A 22,238-nucleotide genomic window follows, 5' to 3' on the forward strand; every position below is an offset into this window, starting at 1 on the left:
CCAATGTGGCGGCACCGGAAATCACGTCATGCGCGGGTTCAGGCGGTCTGAACCGAGCCGTCGCTTTCCGGTTGCCCAAGTGCCCTCGCGGCATCCAGCAAAGGCGTAGCGCTCGCTGCCACAAGGCCCGAAAGCGGGTCGGTCATGCTGTCGTCGAGCGGCAGGAATTGCACCACGGTGCTGCGCCCGCGGGCGGGCTCTATCCGGACGGCCATGTGCAAGCCGTCCCGGGTGCTTACCTTTTCGACCCAGGGGCCGCGATCGATCTCATGCGCCACGAACTGGCGGATGTCGCCCCAAACGCCCGAGGGATCACAGCGCGCAGCCCACAGCGCGGAGGCCTCGCCCAATGTTGGCATCTGCTCGTGGCCATTGGGATTGTCGCCCCACAAACGCGCGTAGCCTTCGTTGCTGCTGAGCATGGTGCCGTCGGCGTGGAACACGGCAATGCCGACGGGCAAGGTGTCGAGAACGGCCTGGAACATATCCAGATCGGCGCGGAATTTTCGGGTCAGGGATACTTCCGCGCTGATGTCTTCGAACATGAAGGCAATGGCGCCGTCGGGGTGCGGGCGGCCCAGAACGCGGAAGGATTTTCCGTCGGGCAGTTCCCAGATCTCCTGATAGGTGCCGGTCTCCGCGCCCTCTTCAAGGCGTGCGATCTCATTGCGCCACGACTTGTAGTCGCGCGGCTCCGGGATGCGCTGATGTTCGCGCAATGCATCGAGGAACGCGCTCAGCGTCGGGCGGTCCGATAGCATGTTGAACGGCACATTCGTCAGGTTCAGCAGCGCCGGATTGAATGTGACCAATTCGCGCCGCCGGTCGAACACGGCAAGGCCGATGGGCAGGGCGGCAAAGGTCTTGGTTGAGGTTTGCAGAAAGGTCCGGAGCGAGGTTTCGGCGGTAACCAGACGGTCGATCCGCTGCGCGGTGTAAGTCGCGGCACCATTGGGAAGACCTTCACGGCTGACCTCGAACCAGGCGGGGTCTTCGCGGTCGGGCAGGTCCAGCTGACACCGCCGCAGCGTGCCGTCTGCGGGTGCGGGCACCAATTGGTCGGGAAACACCTGCGGCAGGGGCCATCCGGGGGTTTCGCCGTCCCGCAGCCGTTCGACAATGCGAAGGTAGGCGGCATTGGCCCAGACCACGCGCCGTCGTTCATCTTCGCGCCAAAGCAGCGCGTTCTGACCGTCGAGCATGGTGCGCAGGTCCGACAATTCCGATTGCAGAGTTTCCAGCGTCGCGACCTCGACGACTTGCCGCCCGGTCGTCCCGCCGGTGGGACCGATGGTCAACACCAGCGCGTCATCTTCCTTGCGACCGCCGATCGACACCGTGTCCGCGCCGATGCGCGCCTCGAGCACGAAGGCCTGCCCGCGATCCTGCAGCACCTTGATGCGATCCGCCATGTCCGGGCTGAGCGGAGACAGCGCGGCCACCAATTGCCGCAACGCGGTGGCGCGATCCGCATCGGTGTCGAGAAAGGCATCATCGGGCGTGATATCGGACAACAGGTATCCATCGCGGAACCGATAGGAATGCATGACGTCCATCGACAGCCGGGCGCCAGCGCTATCCGGGCCGTTGCGCGCGCCCCCCCGAAGCAGAAGGCGGGCAGTCAGTATAACTGCGGCGGCGCCGGTACACAGCACAATGATGAGGAATACGAATGTCGCGGCGTTGTCCAAAACCGACCCTTTTCTATGGTCCGTCGGACAGCATGGGGATAAACGGTTAACGGCAGGTTAACGATCAACCAAGGGTTGACAATGTGTGACGTTAGATGCAAAAATTTCGTGAAATCAATCATTTAGCAGTAAGTTGGGGCCAAGCGCACCGTGCGGTTCCTGCGGCACGATCTCGCTTTCGGGCCATGTTACCTCCACCCGCGCACCGGCTTTCCGGGAGTTTTCCTCATCGGTCAGGAACGGATTGCTGGCGTTGAGAAACCGCACCTCGGCACCGGAACGCTCCAGTAAGGTCTTGGCGATGAACAGACCCAAACCCATGCCTTCATAGCCCGGCCTTGCATCGCGAGCGCCTGCCCCGCGACGGCGCAGGAACGGATCGCCGAGTCGACCGAGAAGATCGCCGGGAAAGCCAGCGCCGTCGTCGGTGATACTCAGGCGCAGGGTTCCGTCACCCCACGCGCCCTCGATCCAGACCTGATCCTCCGCGAAATCCACTGCGTTCTGGATCAGGTTGCGCACGCCGTGGATCACCTCGGGTTTGCGCCAGATTTGGGGTTGTTGCGTGGGCTCCGGCGCTTCCGCCGCATCGTTCGGATGAAAGTCGAACAGCAACGCCACGCCGCGGTCAGCATGTGGTTCTGCGGCCTCGGAAATCACGGCACCGAAGGGCGCGCTGCGCAGGTGCAGATCGTCCTTTCCGGCGCGCCCCATGGAATGCAGGATATCGCGGCATCGGTCGGCCTGATCGCGGATCAAGGCGGCGTCCTCCGCCAGTTCGGGCTGCCCTTCCAACTCGTCGAGCAGCTCGGAGGAGACCAGTTTGATTGTGGCCAGCGGCGTGCCGAGTTCATGGGCCGCTGCTGCAACAACGCCGCCCAGGTCGGTCAATTTCTGCTCGCGGGCCAGTGCCATCTGGGTCGCCAGCAGGGCCTGGCTCATCCGATGCGTCTCGGAGGCGACGCGGCGGGCATAGGCCGACAGGAACAGGATGCCGATCACAATCGAGATCCAGAAGCCGAAAATGAAGAGCCCCGGCAGGGTCAGAACCTCCCCCGACACGGTGGTCAGCGGCAGGTACCAGAAGGCAAGGCAGGTGATCAGGAAGATTGCCAAGACCCCGAGGATCAGGGTCGAGCGCAGCGTGAGCGCGGTGGCCGAGATGGTCACGGGCGCGAGGATCAGAAGCGCGAAGGGGTTGTTCAACCCGCCGGTCAGGAACAGAAGAAACGCCAGCTGCGACAGATCGAACAGCAAGGTCAGCATCGCATCTCGGTCGCTAAGCCGTTGATTTTCGGGAAAGATCGTCATCGCCACAAGATTCGACACGACCCCGGCCCCGATTGCCAGAAAGCACAGGCCCAGTTCGACGCGCAGTCCAATGTAGAAGGCCGAGATCACGACGGCGATGGTTTGCCCGAGGATCGCAAGCCAGCGCAGGACCAGAAGCGTGTGCAACCGCACCCAGTCGACGCGGCTGTCCTCCTGCACCAGCGTCAGGGCCGGATCGTTCAGAGGCTCGGTCACGGCCATGCGGGGCATCCTGTCACATCAACGGGTTCGTGAATTGATAGGGCCGCGTGCCTAGGTAATCAACGTGGCGAGATGTTGGACATGGGAGCATTCCGGATGACACGGACTTACGCACTGGCCTCTGCGGCGTTGATCGGTACGCTTCTCATTGGCACCGGCGCGGCCATCTACATCGCGCGCGCGGGCGGGGACGATCAATTTGCGCAATGCCGTCAGGGTGTTGTGGCGGGCGGGAGCGGGACGATTGGCGGCCCGTTCACCTTGGTTTCCGAGACCGGTGACACGGTGACGGACGCGGATGTGATCACCGAACCGACGTTGATGTATTTCGGGTATACGTTTTGCCCGGATGTCTGCCCGTTGGATGCGGTGCGCAATGCGGAAGCGGTAGATATTCTTGAAGGTCAAGGAATTAGCGTACAGCCGACATTTGTTTCGGTCGACCCGAACCGCGACACGCCGGAGGTGGTTGCGGCCTTCACGGACAACATTCACGAACGGATGTTGGGCCTGACCGGGACGCCGGAGCAGACCGATGCTGCGGCGGATGCGTACCGGGTCTATTATCAGAGCCACGACGATGGCACCGATCCCTATTACCTCGTGGATCATACGGCGTTTACCTATCTTATGCTGCCGGAAACGGGATTCGTGGACTTCTTCCCGCGCGAAATTTCACCGGTGGATATGGCCGAGCGGACCGCGTGTTTCGTGAACGCGGCCAGCTGAACCGCAGCCGGAAGATGCGTCCAGCGGATCGGGTATTCATGCAGTTGCATGGGATTTCCGTAAAAAATGCGTTCATCTGAACGGGTCTTTTGATTGCCTCATGACAGAAAAAGGGCGCCCGTTGCGGGGCGCCCTTTCGGTTTGGTCCGGACCGCAGGGAGGCGCGGCCCGGATGGATCTGCCGAGGCTCAGGCCTTGGTGAATTCCGGGTAGGCTTCCATGCCCAGTTCGGAGACATCGAGACCGTTGATCTCTTCCTCTTCGCTGACCCGGATGCCGATCACGGCCTTCAGGATGAACCAGATGATCAGGCTCGCGACGAAGGTGAACACACCGTAGGCGACGATCCCCATGAGCTGCGTGCCGAGGGCGGCGTCGCCGTTGTAGAAGACCACGGCGATGGTGCCCCAGATCCCTGCGAAGAGGTGAACCGGGATGGCGCCGACGACGTCGTCGATCTTGAGCTTGTCGAGAAGCGGCACGGTCAGCACGACGATCACACCACCGACGGCACCGATCCAGAGCGCACCAAAGAGGGTGGGCGCCAGCGGCTCGGCGGTGATGGAGACCAGGCCGGCCAGAGCGCCGTTGAGCACCATGGTCAGGTCGGGCTTGCCATACATCACCTGCGTCAGGATCAGGGCGGTGACGGCGCCCGCAGCGGCAGCCATGTTGGTGTTGGCGAAAATGCGCGACACGTCGGAGACGTCACCCACGGTGCCCATGGCAAGCTGCGAGCCGCCGTTGAAGCCGAACCAACCCAGCCACAGGATGAACGTACCCAGCGTTGCGAGGGCAAGGTTCGAACCGGGCATCGGGTTCACTTTGCCGTCCTTGTACTTGCCAAGACGCGGGCCGAGCACGATGGCACCGGCCAGAGCAGCCCAACCACCCACGGAGTGCACAACGGTCGAACCGGCGAAGTCGGAGAAGCCAGCCTCGGACAACCAGCCGCCGCCCCACTGCCAGGAGCCGGAAATCGGGTAAAGCACACCGGTCAGCAGCACGACGAAGATCAGGAACGGCCAAAGCTTGATGCGTTCGGCCAGTGCGCCCGACACGATCGAGGCGGTGGCAGCCACAAACACCAGCTGGAAGAAGAAATCCGAACCCACGGAGGCATAGTCAAGCGCCGCATCCGCCGCCGCAACGCCCACTGGGTCGAGCACGGTGATCTGGAAGAAGCTGCCCACGTAACCGTTGAAATCGCCCGGATACATGAGGTTGAAGCCCATGAGCCAATACATGATCGCGGCCACAGAAAAGAGCCCGATATTCTTGGTCATCTGCATGGTGACGTTCTTGGAGCGCACCAGCCCGCCTTCGAGCATGGCAAAGCCCGCGGCCATGAAGAACACGAGGAAACCGGCCATGCAGAACAGCAGGGTGGTCATGATGTAGGGGCCGATTTCGTCGAAGGACGGCGCGGCGTCCTGCGCGATGCCCATCGTCGGAAGCGTGGCAAGAGCCACGGCTGCGACGGGAAGGAGATACTTGGTTTTCATCTGTCTCTCATACCTTTGAATTGCAGGGACGCTGGCGTCAAAGCGCGTCGTCGTTGGTCTCGCCGGTGCGCACGCGCACGGCGCTTTGCACGTCGAGGACGAAAATCTTGCCGTCGCCGATCTTGTCGGTCTTGGCGGTGTTCTGGATGGTCTCCACGACCTGATCGGCCATGGACGCGGCCACAACGATCTCCAGTTTCACCTTTGGCACGAAATTCACGGCATATTCGGCGCCGCGATAAATCTCGGTGTGTCCGGATTGCGAGCCGAAGCCCTTGATCTCTGTCACCATCATGCCGCGCACGCCGATGGTGGTCAGCGCTTCGCGGACCTCCTCCAGCTTGAACGGTTTGATTGCTGCAATGATGAGTTTCACGTTTTACCACCCCTCACGGTTGTTAACTGTCCCCCACGGCCTGCTGGCCGGGCCGTCTGTGGGGTTAAGACAGGCCGAGAGGGGGGCGAGAGCAACGAATGCGGCGCGGATTCCACGCCATCGGAAGAGGCATTTGCAAAATTTTTGCGCATTTTTAGGCAGAAGCCTATTTTTTGTGCGAAACGAAAATCCACCTGTTGGCTCTGCCCCCTTCGCAAGCGACTCGAATTTGCCTATCTTCATCCCCAAATGAAGAAGGCCCCGGCACTTGCCGCAATTGGGCCCCTGAATGAGGCAAGAGGCACAAATGAGCCCTTCTGGAAATGGCAGACGCCGGTTGGTTGCCGACCGTCGCGGCACGCAAGCCCCGAAACGGGCTGCCCCAAGACGACCTGCGAAGTCGAAACGCGCGTCCTCGGGCGGCGGCGGGGGTCGTGGATCGGGTAGCGGCGGACGCGGTGGCGGGCGTCAACCGCGCCGCAAGGCCCCGCGGCGCGGCGGCATCGCAGGCTTTTTCGGCGCGGTCTTCCGGTTTGTTTTCGGATTGATCTGGCGCGTGATCTGGCGCGGTGCGGTTGTGGTGACGCTGCTGATCGCGATGGCGATTGGCTATTATTACACGCAGCTGCCCGATGCCGACACGTTGGTCGATGCCCGCGCGCGTGGGTCGGTCACGATGTTGGACCGGCACGGCGAGGTATTTGCCTGGCGCGGGGAGCAGTTTGGCGGGGCGATCGACCCCGACACCACGTCGCCGCATTTGGTCAACGCCGTGGTGGCGACCGAGGATCGCCGGTTCTGGCGGCATTTGGGCGTCAGCCCGCGCGGAATCGCGAGTGCGATCCGGATCAACATGCGCGAAGGGCGTGGGCCGTTGCGCGGGCATGGCGGGTCTACCCTGACGCAGCAGACGGCGAAATTGATGTGCCTTGGCGTGCCCTTCGATCAGGACACATGGGACAGCGAGGCCGCGTATGAGGCCGATTGCCGTCGCACGACCCTCTGGCGAAAGGCGCAGGAGATGGTTTTCGCATTCGCGATGGAGCTGCGGTACAGCAAATCGGAAATCCTTTCGATCTACCTGAACCGGGCCTATCTGGGCGCGGGCGCACGCGGGTTCGAGGCCGCGTCACAGCGGTATTTCGGCATCTCGTCGACCGAAGTGAACCCGCAGCAAGCCGCGATGTTGGCGGGGCTCTTGGTGGCGCCGACGCGGTTTGCGCCGACCAACAACCTGCAACGGAGCCAGGAACGCGCCAATCTGGTACTTGGTCTGATGGAAGAGCAATCCTACCTGAGCGCTGCGGAAGCGGATCGCGCGCGGGCCAACCCGGCGACCTTGTCGGCCGCCGCAGGGCAGGACACCGGCGGGTATTTCGCCGATTGGATCATGCAATCCGGCCCTGATTTCCTGACCGGCGAGACCACCGAAGACGTCATCATCCGCACCACGTTCGACCCCGACATCCAGGCGGCGGCCGAGGCCGCGGTGGCCAATGTATTCGCCAATCAGGTGCGCGACGGGTCCGAGGCGGAAACTGCAATCGTGGTTATGAGCGCCGATGGCGCGGTGCGCGCGATGGTGGGCGGGCGCGATTTGGCCGGGGGGGGCTTGTTCAACCGCGCGACGCAAGCGTTCCGCCAGACGGGATCGGCGTTCAAACCGTTCGTCTACGCGACCGCGCTGGATCTGGGGTTCCGGTTCGATGATCTGGTGCTCGATGCGGAGCTGTGCATCGACGTGCCGGGGTCTGGGCCGTATTGCCCTGAGAATTACACCAACAGGTATTCCGGGACCGTGACGCTGACCGATGCGCTGCGCGATTCGCTGAACACGACCGCGGTGCGCCTGTCGGAAGAGGTGGGCCGCGATCTGGTGCGGACGGTGGCGTCGCAATTCGGCATCGAGAGCGATCTGGCGGCGGGCCCGGCGCTGGCGCTGGGGGCGTCGGAATCGACCCTGATCGAGATGACGGGGGCCTATGCGGGCATCCTGAACGGTGGCTCAGCGGTGCGGCCCTTCGGCCTCACGGAGCTACGGTTGTTGGGGGAAGACACCCCGATGTTCGAACAAAGCACAGGTATCCAGGAACGTGTGATTTCGGAAGGCTCGGCGCGGCAACTCACTTACATGATGAGCCAGGTCACGGCGGCGGGCACCGGGCGACGGGCAGGTCTGTCGGATCGGCCTACGGCTGGCAAAACCGGTACGACGAACAGCGCGCGAGATGCCTGGTTCGTTGGGTTCACGGCGGATTACGTGGCCGGTGTGTGGATGGGATATGATGATAACCGCCCGCTCAGCGGTGTGACCGGGGGCGGGTTGCCCGCGGAGATCTGGCGGCAGGCAATGGAAAATATCCACTCGGATCTACCCGCGCGGCCCTTGCCTATGATCGACCCAATCGCCGAAGCGCGGCCCGCCGAGCAACCGCAAGTGTTGAATGACTACGGTTTGGTCCGGGACGGAAGCGGGCGGCTTGTGGGGCCGGTGACCCCGCGCGGGACGCGGGTTCCGATCGGCAATACGCAGGGTCAGGGCAACCTGGGCAATGCGATCAACGAGGTGTTGAACCAGATCTTCGGGCCCGCCGCGAACTAGGCGCGGCGGTGCGCCCGGCGGTCAGTATCCCAGCGCGATGCCGTCCTTGCGGGGGTCGCTGCCGCCTTCAAGCACGCCATCGGGCCGGATGCGGATGGCTTGCGCGCCACCGACCGCTGTCTCGGGGATCTGCACGTTGTGGCCCTTGGCGGCGAGCCCGTCGTGCACCGCTTGCCCATACCCGCGTTCGACCTTCACATGCCCGGCCTCAGCAAAGCTGCGCGGGCCGTCGATGGCAGCCTGCGGACCCATGCCGTAATCCACGATATTCGACACGAAACGCGCGTGGCCCGCGGATTGATACGCGCCGCCCATGACGCCGAAGGGCATCAGCGATCCGTCGTCGAGTTTCAGCATTCCGGGGATGATCGTGTGCATCGGACGCTTGCCGGGGCCGACTTCGTTCGGGTGCCCCTGTTCGAGGGTGAATCCGCCGCCGCGGTTCTGGAACAGGATACCGAATGTGTCGGACGCGAGGCCGGAGCCGAAGGAATGGAAGATCGAATAGATCAGGCTGACGGCGCGCCGATCTTTGTCGACGACGGTGATGTAGATCGTCTCCTTGTGGACATTGTCGGAGGCGGCGCGCGGGTCGGGCATGGCCGTGTCGGGGTTGATCAGGTCCGCCAGGGCCTTTGCGGTGCCCTTCGACAGCATATGATCGAGGCGGGTGACGTGATCCATATCGGCGATGAACTGGTCGCGGGCGTCGTAGCCGAGCTTGGTGGCCTCGGCCTCCAGATGCGCGCGCTGGGTGCTGAATGGGTCGTCCTGCGGGTCCATCGTTTCGAGCATGTTGAGGATCAGCATCGCCGTCGCGCCCTGCCCGTTGGGCGGCAGTTCAAGCAATTCCGCGCCGCGATATCTGGAGCGGAGCGGCTCGACGTAGGTGCATTGCGTTGCCGCGAAATCGTCCAGCGTGTGGCTGCCGCCGAGCGCGCGGAGGGAGGCGACCATATCCTCGGCGACCTCGCCCTCGTAGAACCCGGTGCGCCCTTCTGCGGCAACACGGCGCAGGACCTCGGCCTGCCCTGGGGCGGCGAAACGCGCGCCGACCGGCAGGGGGGCGTCGTCTTTCAGGAACAGGCTGCGGGCGTGGCCGGAGAGGAGTGCGGCGCTTTGGGTGTAGTCGAACGCAACGCGCGGGGCGACCGGGATACCGGCGTCGGCATAGTGGATCGAGGGGGCGAGGACGCGGTCGAGTGGCAGGTGCCCGTGATCGCCATGCAGGCGGCAGAAGCCGTCGATGGCGCCGGGGACGGTGACGGCGCCGACGTCATAAAGCGGCATGGTGTCGTATTTGGCGCGAAGGGCGTCGGCATCAATCCCGGCGGGGGCGCGGCCGGACGCGTTGAGGCCGATGATCTGGCCGTCGGGTTGCGAGACGAGGGCGAACATGTCGCCGCCGATGCCGGTGCTTTGCGGTTCACAAAAGCCGAGCAGGATTGCCGCGCCGATGGCGGCATCCACCGCGTTGCCGCCCGCTTGCAACAGGGCGATGGCGGTCTGCGTGGCGAGGGGGTGCGATGTGGCGCACATCCCTTGATCGGCGAAAACGGCCGACCGGCCTGGTTTGTGAAAATCGCGCATGATGCTCCCCTTCTTGTCAGCTGGGGAACCCTAGGCGCGGTGGCGGTGATGGCAAGTGCGATCGACGCGCGGTGTGTCAGGCGATTTTATTTCGGGAAGGTTGTCGCCGCAGAGGACCTCGACGCCACGCACTGGGTGGGGGCTTTGACACGCGACGTCGAGGGAAGCCTCTGCAGCTACCCTCTCTGTATCGTCGGCGTTGGGGGCGGGCGTTTGATCGAAACAAGGCATTGTCGTGTCAAAACGCTCCAATTTCTGAACAATGCAAAGGTTTCTGCCGAACTTGTTGTACCGTGCGATCCCGGTACAGAGCCGCCATTCAAGATGCGGGAATCGGAATCGAAAAGGCCAACAGATTGCAATCGCCGTCCCGGGAATAGCTCAGCCCTGTGGTCAACGCGTGGATCATGGCCCATCCGAAGCCACCTTCGGGCAAGGCGTCACGACCGTCCTCGTCCAGCGCAGGCATGCCGCCGTTTGGTGGGCTTCCTTCGGGCATGGTGATGCCGTGATCCGTGACCCTGACGTCCAGGGTCATATCACGGAAGGCCAGAATCAGTTCGACCGGGTGACCGGCTTCGAACTGATAGGCATGTTCCACAATGTTATTGAGAACCTCGCCCAGAATGATCTGAGCGACATCCCCAATCTCCGCAAAGGCAGGAGTGTCGTCGATGCTTTGCCGGACCCCTTCAAGGGTGCTGCGCACTTCCTCCACCTCGGAGGTGAGGGTGAAAACATGTTCAGTCGGCGCCAAACGGACCCCTCCCCATACGTGATCTGCCGATTGGATGCGTGTTGATCACTCGGCGGCGTGCGGCGCGGCGGCGGCGGAGAGCGCATCCCCCAACGTCGGGAAGATCGCGAAGACGGTATTCATCCGGGTCAGCATCATGACCTTTTCGACGGCGGGTTGAAGCCCGGCAAGCGCCATGGCTCGATTCGGTCCCATTGCCTTATAGACGGCAACGATCGAGCCAAGGCCGCTGGAATCGAGGAACTCGACTTGCGACATATCGAGGATCACATCCGCATCGCCATCCGTCAGGTTGCGAAAGTCTTCCTTGAACTGAATCGCGATACTTGCATCAAGGCGGCTGTCCTCAACATGGACAACCTGTGCGTGATCGTGGTCACTGGACGTGAGAGGCATGGCGTTTTCTCCAACAAAGCGATTTGTTGGGGAGGCTAGGAGCCAAGTCTTACAAATTCGTTGTCAGCATCCGGGGGAAATTCGGAAAGATGAATCAAGTTGTCATCACCGGGGCGGCGCGCACGCCGATGGGCGGGTTTCAGGGCAGCCTCTCGCCGCTAGCGGCGTCTGAACTGGGCGGCGCGGCCATGCGCGCGGCGTTGCAGGGCGCGGGCGGGCCTCGTGTCGACGAGGTCCTCATGGGATGCGTCTTGCCCGCAGGGCAAGGACAGGCCCCCGCGCGACAGGCCGGGTTTCACGCGGGCCTCGATGACAGTGTGCCGGCGACAACGCTCAACAAGATGTGTGGATCGGGCATGAAAGCGGCGATGATGGCGCATGATGCACTGGCGCTTGGTCAGGCGGATGTGATTGTTGCGGGGGGCATGGAATCAATGACAAACGCGCCCTATTTGGTGCCCGCGATGCGGGGTGGGGCGCGGATCGGACACCAGAAAACGCTGGATCATATGTTCCTCGACGGACTGGAAGACGCCTATGACAAGGGCCGTCTGATGGGTACGTTTGCGGAAGATTGCGCGGAGGCGTTTCAGTTCACCCGTGACGCGCAGGATGCCTATGCGCTGCAATCGTTGGAGAACGCGCTGAACGCGATCAAGGAGGGCGCGTTCGACGCGGAGGTGACGCCCGTGACGGTGACGACGCGGGCCGCGCGCGCGGATGTCGCGACCGACGAGCAGCCCGGCAATGCGCGCCCCGACAAGATCCCGCATCTCAAGCCCGCGTTCCGCGAGGGCGGCACGGTCACGGCGGCCAATTCCTCGTCAATCTCGGACGGCGCGGCGGCGCTGGTTCTGGCACGCGCCGAGGCGGCCGAAGCGCAAGGTCTGCCGATCCGCGCCCGCGTTCTGGGCCATGCGTCCCACGCGCAGGCGCCCGCGTTGTTCCCGACGGCGCCGGTGCCCGCGGCGCAAAAACTGCTCGACCGGTTGGGATGGACGACGGACGACGTGGACCTGTGGGAGGTCAACGAAGCCTTCGCTGTGGTGCCGATGGCCTTCATGCACGAGATGAACATCCCCCGCGACAAGGTAAACGTGAACGGCGGGGCCTGCGCGCTTGGCCACCCGATCGGCGCGTCCGGTGCGCGGATCATGGTGACGCTGCTCCATGCCCTTGAGGCACGTGGCCTGAAACGCGGGATCGCGGCCATCTGCATCGGCGGCGGAGAAGGCACCGCCATCGCGATCGAGCGCAACTGAGCCCATCTTTGTTCCATGAAAATGCAAAATCCCAAACGTGCAGACTACGCTGATCTCGCCAAGATCATCGCCTCGTTGACCGAAGGCGAAACCGATCACGTTGCCCTGATGGCCACACTTGCCTCTGAGCTTCACCATGCCGATGACCGGTTCGACTGGACCGGGTTCTATCGGGTGACGGAGCCGGGGCTTTTGAAGATCGGGCCCTATCAAGGCGGGCATGGTTGTTTGCAAATCCCCTTCGAAAAAGGCGTTTGCGGGGCGGCGGCGCGCACGGGCGAAGTGCAGCTGGTCGCGGATGTGGAGGCGTTTCCGGGGCATATCGCCTGCGCGTCGTCGACACGTTCGGAAATCGTGTTGCCAGTGCATGACGGAGCGGGAGAGATCATCGCAGTTCTGGATATCGACAGCGACCAGCCCGCCGCGTTCACCGAGGAAGATGCCGCGCAGCTTGCCGCGATCTTGCGGGATACGTTTGCGCGTTAGGCACCGGCGCGCGCGTCAGTCGTCGTCGCCATTCACCACGGTCAATTCCGGAGCGGTCAGGGTCCGTGGAACGGCTTCGACCCGGGGCGCATCCTTGAGATCGTCGGAGGCCTCCTGCACCACCTGCATGGCCTCAAGCTTACGCGCCGAGGGCAGGACCCGCGCTTCCAGCGAACCCATCGCCTTGTTGTAGCTGTCCACGGAGCGGTTGAGCGCGGTGCCGACCTTTTGCAGATTGGCCGCGAAAGTGGCGAGACGGCCATAAAGCTCCTTCGCCTCGCGGTGGATGGTGATGGCGTTCTCGGCAATCGCCTCCTGCTGCCAGCCGAACGCGATGGTGCGCAACAGCGCAATCAGGGTCGAGGGCGTGGCGATGACCACGCGCGCTTCCATGGCCCGTTCGATAAGGTTCGGATCGGCCTCAACCGCCGCAGACAGGAACACGTCGCCAGGGATGAACATCACGACGAAATCGGGCGTGTTCTGCAAAAGGTCGTGGTAGCGCTTGGACGAGAGGGCGCGGACGTGGTCGGCCACCTGGCGCGCATGGCGAGTGATGGCGATGTCGCGCGCCTCGGGCGTGTCGGCCTCCAACGCATCAAGATACCCATCAAGCGAGGTCTTCGCGTCGATCACCAATGACCGGCCACCGGGCATTCGCACGATCGCATCGGGCCGTTGCAGACCGTCATCGGTGCGGTGGCTGACTTCGGTTTCGAAATCCACATGCTCTGACATGCCTGCCATTTCGCAGACCTGCCGCAGCTGCATCTCGCCCCAGCGCCCGCGCGTTTTGGGCGCGCGCAGGGCCTGCACCAGTTTGCGCGTCTCGCCGGTCAACTGCGATTGCCCCAGTTTCAATTCGCTGACCTGCGTCTTGATCGCGGAATAGGCATCGGTGCGGGATTTCTCCATGTCGCGCAAGACAGTGTCGAAGGCACCGAGCTTCTCGTTAAGCGGTTTGACCATGCCGTCGATGGCCTTCTGCCGCGCGTCCAATTCGGCCCTGGCGGTCTCGGAATGGGTGGCGAAACGTTCGGTGACACGGTCGAGAAAGGCCTTGGAATTGCCTTCCAAAACCTCACCGGCGAGGTTCTTGAACTGCGATTTCAGGGTCTCATTCAACCCTTGAAGCTCTTCCAGCCGGGCCTTGTGCGTCGCCTGTTCCGTCTCAAGCCGCGCCTCGGCCTGGTTGAGCGCGCCAAGCAGGCCGTCGCGTTCGTCGCGGGTGTCGCCGAGCGCTTGTTCCAATTGCGGCAGACGCTCTGCGCGAGCCTCCATCGCGGCCATCTCGCGGCGCAGCGCTTCCATGCTGGTCAGATCGCGCGCGGCACGGCGCAACCGCGCGCCCCGGATCGTCCATGCAACGAACAGGATCAGCGCGGCCAGCAGCACCAACAGGAAATAGGCGGGCAGCGGATCAACCTCTGGGCCGAACGGGCTTGCGGCGCGCAGACGGGCCGCGACGGCGTCCAGAAAGGCGAAGAAAGGGGCATTTTCCATGGTTCAGCTCCGCCCGAACAGCCGTTCGATATCGCTCAGTTTCAGCTCCACATAGGTGGGCCGCCCGTGGTTGCACTGGCCCGAGAGCGGCGTCGCCTCCATCTCGCGCAAGAGCGCGTTCATCTCGTCGGCGCGCATCTGCCGACCCGAGCGGATTGAGCCATGGCAGGCCACCCGGCTTAGCACCGCTTCAACACGCGCCTGCAGGGTCTGGCTGTCGCCAAGATCGGAGAGCTCATCCAGAACGTCGCGCAGAAGGGCCTCGGCGTTGATCTCGCCAAGCAGGGCCGGGGTCTCGCGCACGGCAATGGTGCCGGGGCCGAACGCTTCGATCACAAGGCCGAAGCGCTCTAATTCCGTGGCGTGATCTATCAGCCGGTCCGCCTCGGGGCCGAGGGTGATGATTTCGGGAATCAGCAGGGCCTGCCGGGCGACGCCGTGCTGCGCCATCTGCGTCTTCAGCTTTTCGTAGACCAGCCGTTCATGCGCCGCGTGCTGATCCACCAAAACGATCCCGTTGGGGGTTTGGGCGACGATGTAATTCTCATGCACCTGAGCGCGCGCGGCCCCAAGCGGGCCATCGCTTTCGATCACCGGTTCCTCGACCCGCGCGGAGGGCGCGTTGCCCCAATCCGGCGCAGCTTCCGCCAGTCCGCCCATGCGGCCCTGCGACGGGCGGTCCATCTGATACACGCGCGGCGCGCCGGACAAGGTCGGCTGTGCGCCAAGCGGGGCGCCGATGGGGCGCGCGGAAAACGCCTGCATCGTGGCGTCTGCGACGGTCGAAGAGGCGCGGTGCCCGGCCTCGGCCAACGCATGACGCAGGCCCGACACGATGAGGCCGCGCGCGATTCCGGGCTCGCGGAATCGCACTTCGGATTTTGCTGGATGCACGTTCACATCCACCCGCTCAGGGGGGCAGTCGATGAACAGTACCGCCGCGGGGTGCCGGTCGCGGCTGAGCACGTCCATATAGGCGGCGCGCAGGGCCCCGGTCAGCAGTTTGTCGCGCACCGGACGGCCGTTGACGAAGAGGAACTGCGCCACCGCGGAACCACGCGAATAGGTCGGCAGGCCCGCGTAACCGGTCAGGCGCAGGCCCTCGCGTTCGGCGTCGATGGCGAGCGCGTTTTCGGTGAAGGCGCGGCCCAGGATCGTTGTCAGCCGTCCGCGCAACGCGTCGAACAGGTCGCCGCTTTCGGGATCGGCGCGGAACACCAGGCGTTCGCCATCGGTGACGTCCCTGAGCGTGAAGCCCACGGCGGGTTCGGCCATGGCCAGGCGTTTGACGACATCGGTGATTGCCTGCATCTCGGCGCGGTCGGAGCGGAGGAATTTCAACCGCGCGGGCGTGGCGTAGAACAAATCGCGCAGCTCGACCACAGTGCCCCGGTTCAGCGCGGCGGGTTTGACCGCATCGTGATCGCCGCCCGCCACACGGATCACGTGGCCCGCGTCGGACGCCCGGGAGGTGATCGAGAGCCGCCCGACGGAGCCGAGCGAGGGCAACGCCTCGCCCCGGAAGCCGAAGGAATGGATGTTGAGCAAATCCGAGCCGTCGATCTTGGAGGTGGCGTGGCGCGACAGGGCCAGGGGCAGGTCCTCGGCCTCCATGCCGACGCCATCATCGGTGACGCGGATCAGGGTTTTGCCGCCCTGCGCGACCTCGATCACGATGCGGCGGGCATCGGCGTCGATGGCGTTTTCGACCAGTTCCTTCACCGCCGAGGCGGGCCGTTCCACAACCTCGCCCGCCGCGATGCGATTGATCGCGGCGTCGTCGAGTTGGCGGATCACCGGCTTGCGGTCATCTGCGCTTATGTTGGGGTTCGGGGCGGCCATGCCCCAAGGGATAGCATGACCGCGGGTCTCTTGGAACCGATTCCCTGTGCGAGGGATCAGTTGGACGGCTCAAGTCCCTCGGGCTGACCGACCACGACGAATTGCAGGGTCTCGGGGTCGATCACGCGCCCTGCTACACGCTGGATGTCGTCCAGCGTGACTTCCATCACTCGGGCGTTGCGGGTGTTGATGTAGTCGATGGGCATGTCATCGGCCTGCATCGCGGCGAGGGTGCCCGCGATGGACGCGTTGCCGCTGAACCGCAGGGGATAGGCACCGGTCATGTAGCGCTGCGCAGCCTCCAGTTCCGCGGGCGTGACACCGTTCTCGGACAGGTCTTGCCATTCCGCCAGAACCACTTCGATGGCCTGCGCGACCAGATCGTTGGACGAACTGAACGCGCCTTGATGCATCGCGATGTAATCGGACAGGGCGGTCCAGGTGCTGATGCCATAGGTCAGGCCGCGCTCTTCGCGGACTTCCTGATTGAGGCGGGAGCGATACCCACCCGCACCGAGGATCTGGTTCATCACGAAATAGGGGAAGAAATCCGGGTCTGTCCGCGAGATCCCCTGATTGCCAAAGAGCACAGAGGATTGCGGGACGGCAAGGTCCACAACTTCGATGCCGCCGGGCGCCTGAAACGTGGCCTGTTCGGGAAGGGGCAGGTCGGCCTCGGGCAGATCGCCGAGCAAATCGTCGAGCAGCGGGCCCAATTCCTCGGGCGTGATGTCGCCGGCGACCCCGACGGACACCCGGTCACGGACCAAAGCACTGCGGTGCGCGGCCACGATGTCATCGCGGGTCAGCGCCGCGACGCTTTCGACGGTGCCATCGAGGCTGGTCGCATAGGGATGATCGCCATAGGCCAAGGCGTTGAAGGTCAGGCCCGAGATCGTGTCGGGATCGGTGAGATCGAATTCAATGCCCGAGATCACCTGCTGCCGGACCCGCTCCAACGCGGAGGGTTCGAACGAGGGGGCGAGCATGGCCTCGCGCAACAGGGCCAGCGCCTCGGCGCGGTTCTGGGTCAGAACGCGCGCGCTGATCGCGACTTCATCGCGGTAGGTATCAAAGCCGAAGCTGGCCGCGAAGCCTTCCTGCGCGGTGGCGAAGGCCTGCGCATCCATATCGGCGGTGCCTTCTTCAAGCAGCGCCATCATCAGGTTCGTGGCGCCGCGCGCGCCGGGTCGGTCGAGCGAACCGCCGCCATCAAACCACATCTCGATGGCCATGAAGGGGATCGTATTGTCCTGCACGAGCCAGGCCTCGATTCCGCCGGGAGACACGACATGCTGGATGTCGATGATTGCCTCGACCGGAGCCATCTCTTCGGTGGCAGGTTGTGCCTGCGTCTGGGCCTGGGCGTGGAGCGTGACCGGCGCGCTGAGCAACGACGCGGTCAGAAGCGGGATCACGAAACGGGTGATGGTCATTGCGACACCTCTTCATCTGCGGGGGCGGGGCGGGTGATATGGCCGATCACGGCGGGCTCTTGCGCGAACAGCACACGGGCCATGTCCATGACCTCATCGGGGGTGATCGTCGCGGTGATATCGAGCCAGCTTTCCCAGTCTTCGACGGTGAAACCGGTGGTCAGCGCGGTGCCAAGGCTGCGCGCCTGCCCGGCGGCGTCATCCTGGGCGTAGATTTGGCTGGCCTGCCACTGGAACTGGATGCGGTCGAAGGCGGCCTGGTCAATGCCGTCCGCGAGGAAGTCGTCGATGACGCCCAGAATATCGGCCTCGGCCTGATCAAGACTGCGGCCAGGCACCGGCATGTTGAGAAGCGTGAAGGGCCGATGATCGAGGCTGGTTGCGTTGTAGTAGGCGGCGGCGAACAGCGACACTTCGTTTTCGATCTGCAATTCGCGGGCGAAGACAGAGGTGAAATCGCTGTCGCTCAACACGGCGCGCAGCAACTCCATCGTCGCGGCGGAGCGGACGTCATTGACCATCGTGTCATCGACCGGAAACAGCATCGACATGTAGGGGTTGGCGACGCGCGGATCTTCGTAGGTCACGCGACGCAGCGCGTTTTGCGGCGGCTCGGAGGGGCGCACGCGGGCCTCTTCGGAGGCGATATCGGGGTTCGCGGGGATCGGGCCGTAATGTTCTTCGGCCAGCGCGCGGACTTCTTCCGGGGTCACAGCGCCCGAGACAACCAAAATCGCATTGTTGGGGTGATAATGCAGGTCGTACCAATCCTGCAGCATGTCGATGTTGAGGTCCATGATCTCATGCCGCCAGCCGATAATCGGGCGCATGTAGGGATGGTTGCGATAGAACGCCGCCGACATCTGTTCGTTGAACAACGCACCGGGCGAGCCATCCGTGCGCTGCGCCCGTTCTTCGAGCACCACGGAGATTTCGGTCACAACCTCCTCGGGCACCAGCACCAGATCGCGCATCCGGTCCGCTTCCATCTGCATCATCAGGCCAAGCCGATCGGCGGCCACGGTCTGATGATAGGCGGTGTAATCCCACGACGTGAACGCATTGTCCGAGCCGCCATTGGCCTCCACGGTTTCGGAAAACTCACCGGGCGCCAATTCGTCGGTGCCGTTGAACATCAGATGTTCCAGCAAATGCGCGACGCCGCCCTGTCCGGGCAATTCGTCCGCCGCTCCCGCGCGATACCAGATCATATGCGTCACGGAGGGGGACCGGTGGTCTTCCACCACGACGACCTGCAGGCCGTTGTCGAGGGTGAAATCGGTGATCTCGCCTGTTGCCTGGGCAGACAGGGGAGCGAGAGCCGTAGCAAGAGCCAGGCCAAGGCGTCGGAACATGGGGGCAGTCTCCGGCTTTGGGTCAGTTGAAGGGAATGTATGGGAAAGCCGGGCCGCATCAACCGCCATGACGCAGACGTTATGAAAAGGCCTGATGGCGGGCCAGCGCGGGAGGGTCGTAAAAACGGGGCTTAGCGGGCCGGGGGGGCGGTCGGGGTCTGGACTCCCTGCCTGCGCAGACGCTCAAGCTCCGCGTATTGGTCAAGGGACTGATCGCGGTAGGCATCGAAGTAGACGTTGTTGCGGAACAACCGTTCCAGCACGCGCCCGTCGTTGCGGCGGCGGAAGTCTTCGTCCTCGGCCAGAAGCGTGCCGCGGATGTTGCCGCTGACGCCGAACCGGGAGGCGTAGGCCACAAGGCTATCGGCCGTCGGCGCGGCGTTGATGTTGCCGCCAAGCGCCGCGATGGCATCGGCTTCGGGGGTCGGATCGGCGCGGTTGAAACCGCCCGGCGTGGGCGCGGGAAGCTCACCCGAGGTGGGCAGTTCAAGCTCGCGCGTTGGGACGACGCTGAACTCGTCAGGGCCCGATTCCGTGTTGCGCAGGTTCATCAGTGTCGGCACCCCGCCACTGCAGGCCGACAGCGCCAGAACGGCGAGTGTCATTCCCAAAACTGTACGGTGCATCGGCATCCAAACCTCTCCTTGCCCGCGTGGTTTAGCGCAACTTGGGTTGGGCGTCACGCGGTATCAGGCCGTCTCTGCGCGGGAATCCGCAAAGAAGATCAGACCAAAGGCCCCCGCGAAGATGCCCACATCGGCGACATTGAACGCAAAGGGGTTGGAGATCCCGCAGCACGACATGTTGAGAAAGTCGATCACCGCGCCGTGGATCGTCCGGTCCAGCGAATTGCCAAGCGCACCGCCAATCACGGCACCCGCCGCGATGAGGGCGATTGGGCGGGTCAGCCCGGTCTTGGCCCAGTACAGGAGCCATCCCACGATCACCGCCGCGATACCGATCAGAACCCAGCGCATGATCTCAGGCCCGCCGCCGAAGAGGCCGAAGTTGATGCCCGTGTTCCAGCCCAGGTGGAAGTTCAGAAGTGGCGGCATCACCTCGATATGCCAGCGTTCGATCAGATTCAGGCCGTAAAGCACGCCGTATTTCGACCCCTGATCGAGGGCGAACCAAATTGCCGCGCTGAAGAAAACGAGCCGCATGGGGGACCTTTCGGTTGTGCGTTCGGTGTCAGATAGGGCGTTTCTCGTCTTATTGCACCTCGGCCAAGGTGGCTTCAGCGGGTTGACTGAGGATGCGGATCAGGGTCGTGCAACCGCCCCGGCCCGCCGTGGTGGAGGCCCACATGCGCGCGCCGCCCGGTGGATCGCTTTCGTAAATTATGCCGATGATGGTGTCGGCATTACGCAGGCCCATGGCCTCCCCACCAGCCGCGTCAAGTGCGGCGGCCAGACCATCGGGGTCAAGCGTTGCCGCCGTATGCCCGCAGGACGCGGCGGCGACCTCTTCCAGGCCCGTGATCGCAAGTCTGCCATCGGCAAGGGCCGGGCCAGCGATCAGAAGGGCCGCAAGGGATATGGGGAGGGCGAAGCGCATCTGCGTATCCTTTCAGTGCCGGAAGTGGCGCATGCCGGTGAACACCATGGCAAGGCCCGCGTCGTCGGCGGCGGCGATCACCTCGTCATCGCGCATCGAGCCCCCGGGCTGGATCACGGCGGTCGCGCCCGCCTCGGCGGCGGCCAGAAGGCCGTCGGCAAAGGGAAAAAATGCGTCCGAAGCCACGACGGAGCCCTTGGCGGGCGTGTCGGGCAGGCCGATGTCAGCCCCCATCCGCGCGGCCTTGAGCGCAGCGATGGTCGAGCTGTCGACGCGGCTCATCTGGCCCGCGCCGATGCCAACCGTGGCGGCGTTCTTGGCGTAGATGATGGCGTTGGATTTGACGTGTTTGGCCACCGTCCAGGCAAAACGCAGATCCAGCATCTCCTGCCCCGTCGGCTCCCGCCTGGAGACGATCTTCAAGGCGGCGGGGTCGATACGGCCGATGTCCTTGTCTTGCACCAGAAGCCCGCCTGCCACTTGCTTGTAGGCGGTCACGCGCGTCTTGGGGTTGGGCAGGCCGCCGGTCGTCAGAAGGCGCAGGTTCTTCTTGGCCGCGAACACGGCCTTGGCGTCGTCATCGGCGTCGGGGGCAATGACCACTTCGGTGAAGATGCCCACGATCTCCTCGGCGGTGGCGCCATCGAGCGTCTGGTTCAACGCGACGATACCGCCAAAGGCGCTGGTGCGGTCGCAATCGAAGGCGGCGCGGTAGGCTTCTACCATTGTGTCGCCGCGCGCCACGCCGCAGGGGTTGGCGTGCTTGATGATCGCCACCGCGGGCCCGTCAGAGGGCGGAAATTCCGCGACCAGTTCAAACGCCGCATCGGTATCATTGATGTTGTTGTAGCTCAGCGCCTTGCCCTGATGCTGCGTGGCGGTCGCGACTCCGGGCCGGCCGGTGCCATCGACGTAGAAGGCGGCGGATTGGTGCGGGTTTTCGCCGTAGCGCATCTCTTGTGCGAGGGTGCCGGCGAAGGCGCGGTGGGGCGGTGTTTCGATCTCGGCGGCGCCCGCCATCCAGTTCGACACCGCCGCATCATAGGCCGCGGTACGCGCATAGGCGGCCTGCGCCATGCGCTGCCGAAACGCGAAGGTGGTGCCATTGGCCTTGTCGAGCTCGTCCAGAAGGCCGGGATATTGGCCGGGCGTTGTCAGCACCGTGACCGCGCCATGGTTCTTGGCCGCCGCCCGGATCATCGCGGGGCCGCCGATGTCGATGTTCTCGATGCAGGTATCATAATCCGCGCCCGCCGAAACGGTCGCCTCGAACGGATAAAGATTCACAACCAACAGGTCGATTGCGCCGATCCCATGGGTCTCCATCGCCGCGACGTGATCGGGATTGTCGCGCAACGCGAGCAAGCCGCCGTGGATCATCGGATGCAGCGTTTTCACGCGCCCGTCCATCATCTCGGGAAAGCCGGTGACCTCGGCGACATCCGTCACCGCGAGGCCCGCATCCCGCAGCGCCTTTGCCGTGCCACCGGTGCTGAGCAAGGCGACGCCGCGATCCGCCAAGGCCTGCGCGAATTCGAGAAGGCCGGTCTTGTCGGAAACAGACAACAATGCGCGGGTCAGCGGGGCGGGGTCTTGCATGGGCACCTCATGTGGTGGC

General features: G+C 64.0%; 19 protein-coding genes. 4 read left to right on the forward strand and 15 right to left on the reverse strand.

Features of this window, described 5'->3' with window-relative positions:
• Positions 1-38: 38 nt before the first annotated feature.
• Positions 39-1,691 carry a PAS-domain containing protein gene (locus V8J83_RS11885; protein ID WP_339986564.1) on the reverse strand — a complete coding sequence of 551 codons (1,653 nt, stop codon included), beginning with the start codon at positions 1,689-1,691 and terminating at the stop codon, positions 39-41.
• Between the two features lie 114 nt (positions 1,692-1,805).
• Positions 1,806-3,224: a sensor histidine kinase RegB gene (gene regB, locus V8J83_RS11890; RefSeq protein ID WP_339986566.1), complete on the reverse strand. Its 1,419-nt coding sequence runs from the start codon at positions 3,222-3,224 to the stop codon at positions 1,806-1,808.
• A gap of 96 nt (positions 3,225-3,320) precedes the next feature.
• Here regB and V8J83_RS11895 point away from each other — a divergent pair, with 96 nt between their 5' ends.
• On the forward strand, positions 3,321-3,953 hold the full coding sequence (locus V8J83_RS11895) for an SCO family protein (protein WP_339986567.1): 633 nt from the start codon (positions 3,321-3,323) through the stop codon (positions 3,951-3,953).
• Between the two features lie 188 nt (positions 3,954-4,141).
• Here V8J83_RS11895 and V8J83_RS11900 read toward each other — a convergent pair whose 3' ends face one another.
• A complete protein-coding gene (locus V8J83_RS11900; RefSeq protein WP_339986569.1) occupies positions 4,142-5,458 on the reverse strand; it encodes an ammonium transporter in 1,317 nt (438 codons plus the stop codon).
• A gap of 37 nt (positions 5,459-5,495) precedes the next feature.
• Positions 5,496-5,834: a P-II family nitrogen regulator gene (locus V8J83_RS11905; protein ID WP_339986570.1), complete on the reverse strand. Its 339-nt coding sequence runs from the start codon at positions 5,832-5,834 to the stop codon at positions 5,496-5,498.
• Positions 5,835-6,141: 307 nt separating this feature from the next.
• Here V8J83_RS11905 and V8J83_RS11910 point away from each other — a divergent pair, with 307 nt between their 5' ends.
• Positions 6,142-8,436, forward strand: a complete 2,295-nt coding sequence (locus tag V8J83_RS11910; protein ID WP_339986571.1) for a transglycosylase domain-containing protein — start codon at positions 6,142-6,144, stop codon at positions 8,434-8,436.
• A gap of 21 nt (positions 8,437-8,457) precedes the next feature.
• Here V8J83_RS11910 and V8J83_RS11915 read toward each other — a convergent pair whose 3' ends face one another.
• From V8J83_RS11915 to V8J83_RS11925, 3 genes are all read right to left on the reverse strand, one after another.
• Positions 8,458-10,026, reverse strand: a complete 1,569-nt coding sequence (locus tag V8J83_RS11915) for a gamma-glutamyltransferase family protein (protein WP_339986572.1) — start codon at positions 10,024-10,026, stop codon at positions 8,458-8,460.
• Positions 10,027-10,345: 319 nt separating this feature from the next.
• A complete protein-coding gene (locus tag V8J83_RS11920) occupies positions 10,346-10,783 on the reverse strand; it encodes an ATP-binding protein (RefSeq protein ID WP_339986573.1) in 438 nt (145 codons plus the stop codon).
• A gap of 45 nt (positions 10,784-10,828) precedes the next feature.
• The gene (locus V8J83_RS11925; protein WP_339986574.1) at positions 10,829-11,179 is read right to left on the reverse strand and encodes an STAS domain-containing protein; all 351 of its coding nucleotides are present in this window, start codon (positions 11,177-11,179) and stop codon (positions 10,829-10,831) included.
• A gap of 89 nt (positions 11,180-11,268) precedes the next feature.
• On the opposite strand from V8J83_RS11925, the gene V8J83_RS11930 reads away from it, so the two are divergent.
• Both V8J83_RS11930 and V8J83_RS11935 read left to right on the forward strand, forming a co-directional pair.
• Positions 11,269-12,441, forward strand: a complete 1,173-nt coding sequence (locus tag V8J83_RS11930; protein WP_339986576.1) for a thiolase family protein — start codon at positions 11,269-11,271, stop codon at positions 12,439-12,441.
• Between the two features lie 15 nt (positions 12,442-12,456).
• The gene (locus tag V8J83_RS11935; RefSeq protein WP_339986578.1) at positions 12,457-12,927 is read left to right on the forward strand and encodes a free L-methionine (R)-S-oxide reductase MsrC; all 471 of its coding nucleotides are present in this window, start codon (positions 12,457-12,459) and stop codon (positions 12,925-12,927) included.
• A gap of 15 nt (positions 12,928-12,942) precedes the next feature.
• On the opposite strand, the gene V8J83_RS11940 is transcribed toward V8J83_RS11935, so the two are convergent.
• From V8J83_RS11940 to purH, 8 genes are all read right to left on the reverse strand, one after another.
• Positions 12,943-14,430, reverse strand: a complete 1,488-nt coding sequence (locus V8J83_RS11940; protein ID WP_339986582.1) for a DNA recombination protein RmuC — start codon at positions 14,428-14,430, stop codon at positions 12,943-12,945.
• 3 nt (positions 14,431-14,433) lie between these two features.
• Complete coding sequence (gene mutL, locus V8J83_RS11945; RefSeq protein WP_339986584.1) at positions 14,434-16,272, reverse strand: DNA mismatch repair endonuclease MutL; 1,839 nt, start codon at positions 16,270-16,272, stop codon at positions 14,434-14,436.
• A gap of 56 nt (positions 16,273-16,328) precedes the next feature.
• The gene (locus V8J83_RS11950; protein ID WP_339986588.1) at positions 16,329-17,708 is read right to left on the reverse strand and encodes a M16 family metallopeptidase; all 1,380 of its coding nucleotides are present in this window, start codon (positions 17,706-17,708) and stop codon (positions 16,329-16,331) included.
• The gene (locus tag V8J83_RS11955; RefSeq protein WP_339986590.1) at positions 17,705-19,063 is read right to left on the reverse strand and encodes a M16 family metallopeptidase; all 1,359 of its coding nucleotides are present in this window, start codon (positions 19,061-19,063) and stop codon (positions 17,705-17,707) included. The genes V8J83_RS11950 and V8J83_RS11955 overlap by 4 nt, the downstream gene beginning before the upstream one ends.
• Before the next feature lie 131 nt (positions 19,064-19,194).
• On the reverse strand, positions 19,195-19,695 hold the full coding sequence (locus V8J83_RS11960; RefSeq protein WP_339986592.1) for a DUF3035 domain-containing protein: 501 nt from the start codon (positions 19,693-19,695) through the stop codon (positions 19,195-19,197).
• Positions 19,696-19,752: 57 nt separating this feature from the next.
• Positions 19,753-20,226: a signal peptidase II gene (gene lspA, locus V8J83_RS11965; RefSeq protein ID WP_339986595.1), complete on the reverse strand. Its 474-nt coding sequence runs from the start codon at positions 20,224-20,226 to the stop codon at positions 19,753-19,755.
• Positions 20,227-20,275: 49 nt separating this feature from the next.
• Positions 20,276-20,620 carry a hypothetical protein gene (locus V8J83_RS11970; RefSeq protein ID WP_339986597.1) on the reverse strand — a complete coding sequence of 115 codons (345 nt, stop codon included), beginning with the start codon at positions 20,618-20,620 and terminating at the stop codon, positions 20,276-20,278.
• A 12-nt stretch (positions 20,621-20,632) separates the two neighbouring features.
• Positions 20,633-22,219, reverse strand: a complete 1,587-nt coding sequence (purH, locus tag V8J83_RS11975) for a bifunctional phosphoribosylaminoimidazolecarboxamide formyltransferase/IMP cyclohydrolase (RefSeq protein ID WP_339986600.1) — start codon at positions 22,217-22,219, stop codon at positions 20,633-20,635.
• Positions 22,220-22,238: the final 19 nt, after the last annotated feature.

It is taken from the genome of Gymnodinialimonas ulvae, assembly GCF_037543845.1.
GTDB classification, from domain to species: Bacteria; Pseudomonadota; Alphaproteobacteria; order Rhodobacterales; family Rhodobacteraceae; genus Gymnodinialimonas; species Gymnodinialimonas ulvae.

What these genes read in the sequence shown, in the direction of transcription:
- regB (WP_339986566.1), bottom strand. Translation starts at nt 3,224, where the DNA reads ATGGCCGTGACCGAGCCTCTGAACGATCCGGCCCTGACGCTGGTGCAG.
- V8J83_RS11895 (WP_339986567.1), top strand. Translation starts at nt 3,321, where the DNA reads ATGACACGGACTTACGCACTGGCCTCTGCGGCGTTGATCGGTACGCTT.
- V8J83_RS11900 (WP_339986569.1), bottom strand. Translation starts at nt 5,458, where the DNA reads ATGAAAACCAAGTATCTCCTTCCCGTCGCAGCCGTGGCTCTTGCCACG.
- V8J83_RS11910 (WP_339986571.1), top strand. Translation starts at nt 6,142, where the DNA reads ATGAGCCCTTCTGGAAATGGCAGACGCCGGTTGGTTGCCGACCGTCGC.
- V8J83_RS11915 (WP_339986572.1), bottom strand. Translation starts at nt 10,026, where the DNA reads ATGCGCGATTTTCACAAACCAGGCCGGTCGGCCGTTTTCGCCGATCAA.
- V8J83_RS11925 (WP_339986574.1), bottom strand. Translation starts at nt 11,179, where the DNA reads ATGCCTCTCACGTCCAGTGACCACGATCACGCACAGGTTGTCCATGTT.
- V8J83_RS11930 (WP_339986576.1), top strand. Translation starts at nt 11,269, where the DNA reads ATGAATCAAGTTGTCATCACCGGGGCGGCGCGCACGCCGATGGGCGGG.
- V8J83_RS11935 (WP_339986578.1), top strand. Translation starts at nt 12,457, where the DNA reads ATGAAAATGCAAAATCCCAAACGTGCAGACTACGCTGATCTCGCCAAG.
- V8J83_RS11940 (WP_339986582.1), bottom strand. Translation starts at nt 14,430, where the DNA reads ATGGAAAATGCCCCTTTCTTCGCCTTTCTGGACGCCGTCGCGGCCCGT.
- mutL (WP_339986584.1), bottom strand. Translation starts at nt 16,272, where the DNA reads ATGGCCGCCCCGAACCCCAACATAAGCGCAGATGACCGCAAGCCGGTG.
- V8J83_RS11950 (WP_339986588.1), bottom strand. Translation starts at nt 17,708, where the DNA reads ATGACCATCACCCGTTTCGTGATCCCGCTTCTGACCGCGTCGTTGCTC.
- V8J83_RS11955 (WP_339986590.1), bottom strand. Translation starts at nt 19,063, where the DNA reads ATGTTCCGACGCCTTGGCCTGGCTCTTGCTACGGCTCTCGCTCCCCTG.
- V8J83_RS11960 (WP_339986592.1), bottom strand. Translation starts at nt 19,695, where the DNA reads ATGCCGATGCACCGTACAGTTTTGGGAATGACACTCGCCGTTCTGGCG.
- lspA (WP_339986595.1), bottom strand. Translation starts at nt 20,226, where the DNA reads ATGCGGCTCGTTTTCTTCAGCGCGGCAATTTGGTTCGCCCTCGATCAG.
- V8J83_RS11970 (WP_339986597.1), bottom strand. Translation starts at nt 20,620, where the DNA reads ATGCGCTTCGCCCTCCCCATATCCCTTGCGGCCCTTCTGATCGCTGGC.
- purH (WP_339986600.1), bottom strand. Translation starts at nt 22,219, where the DNA reads ATGCAAGACCCCGCCCCGCTGACCCGCGCATTGTTGTCTGTTTCCGAC.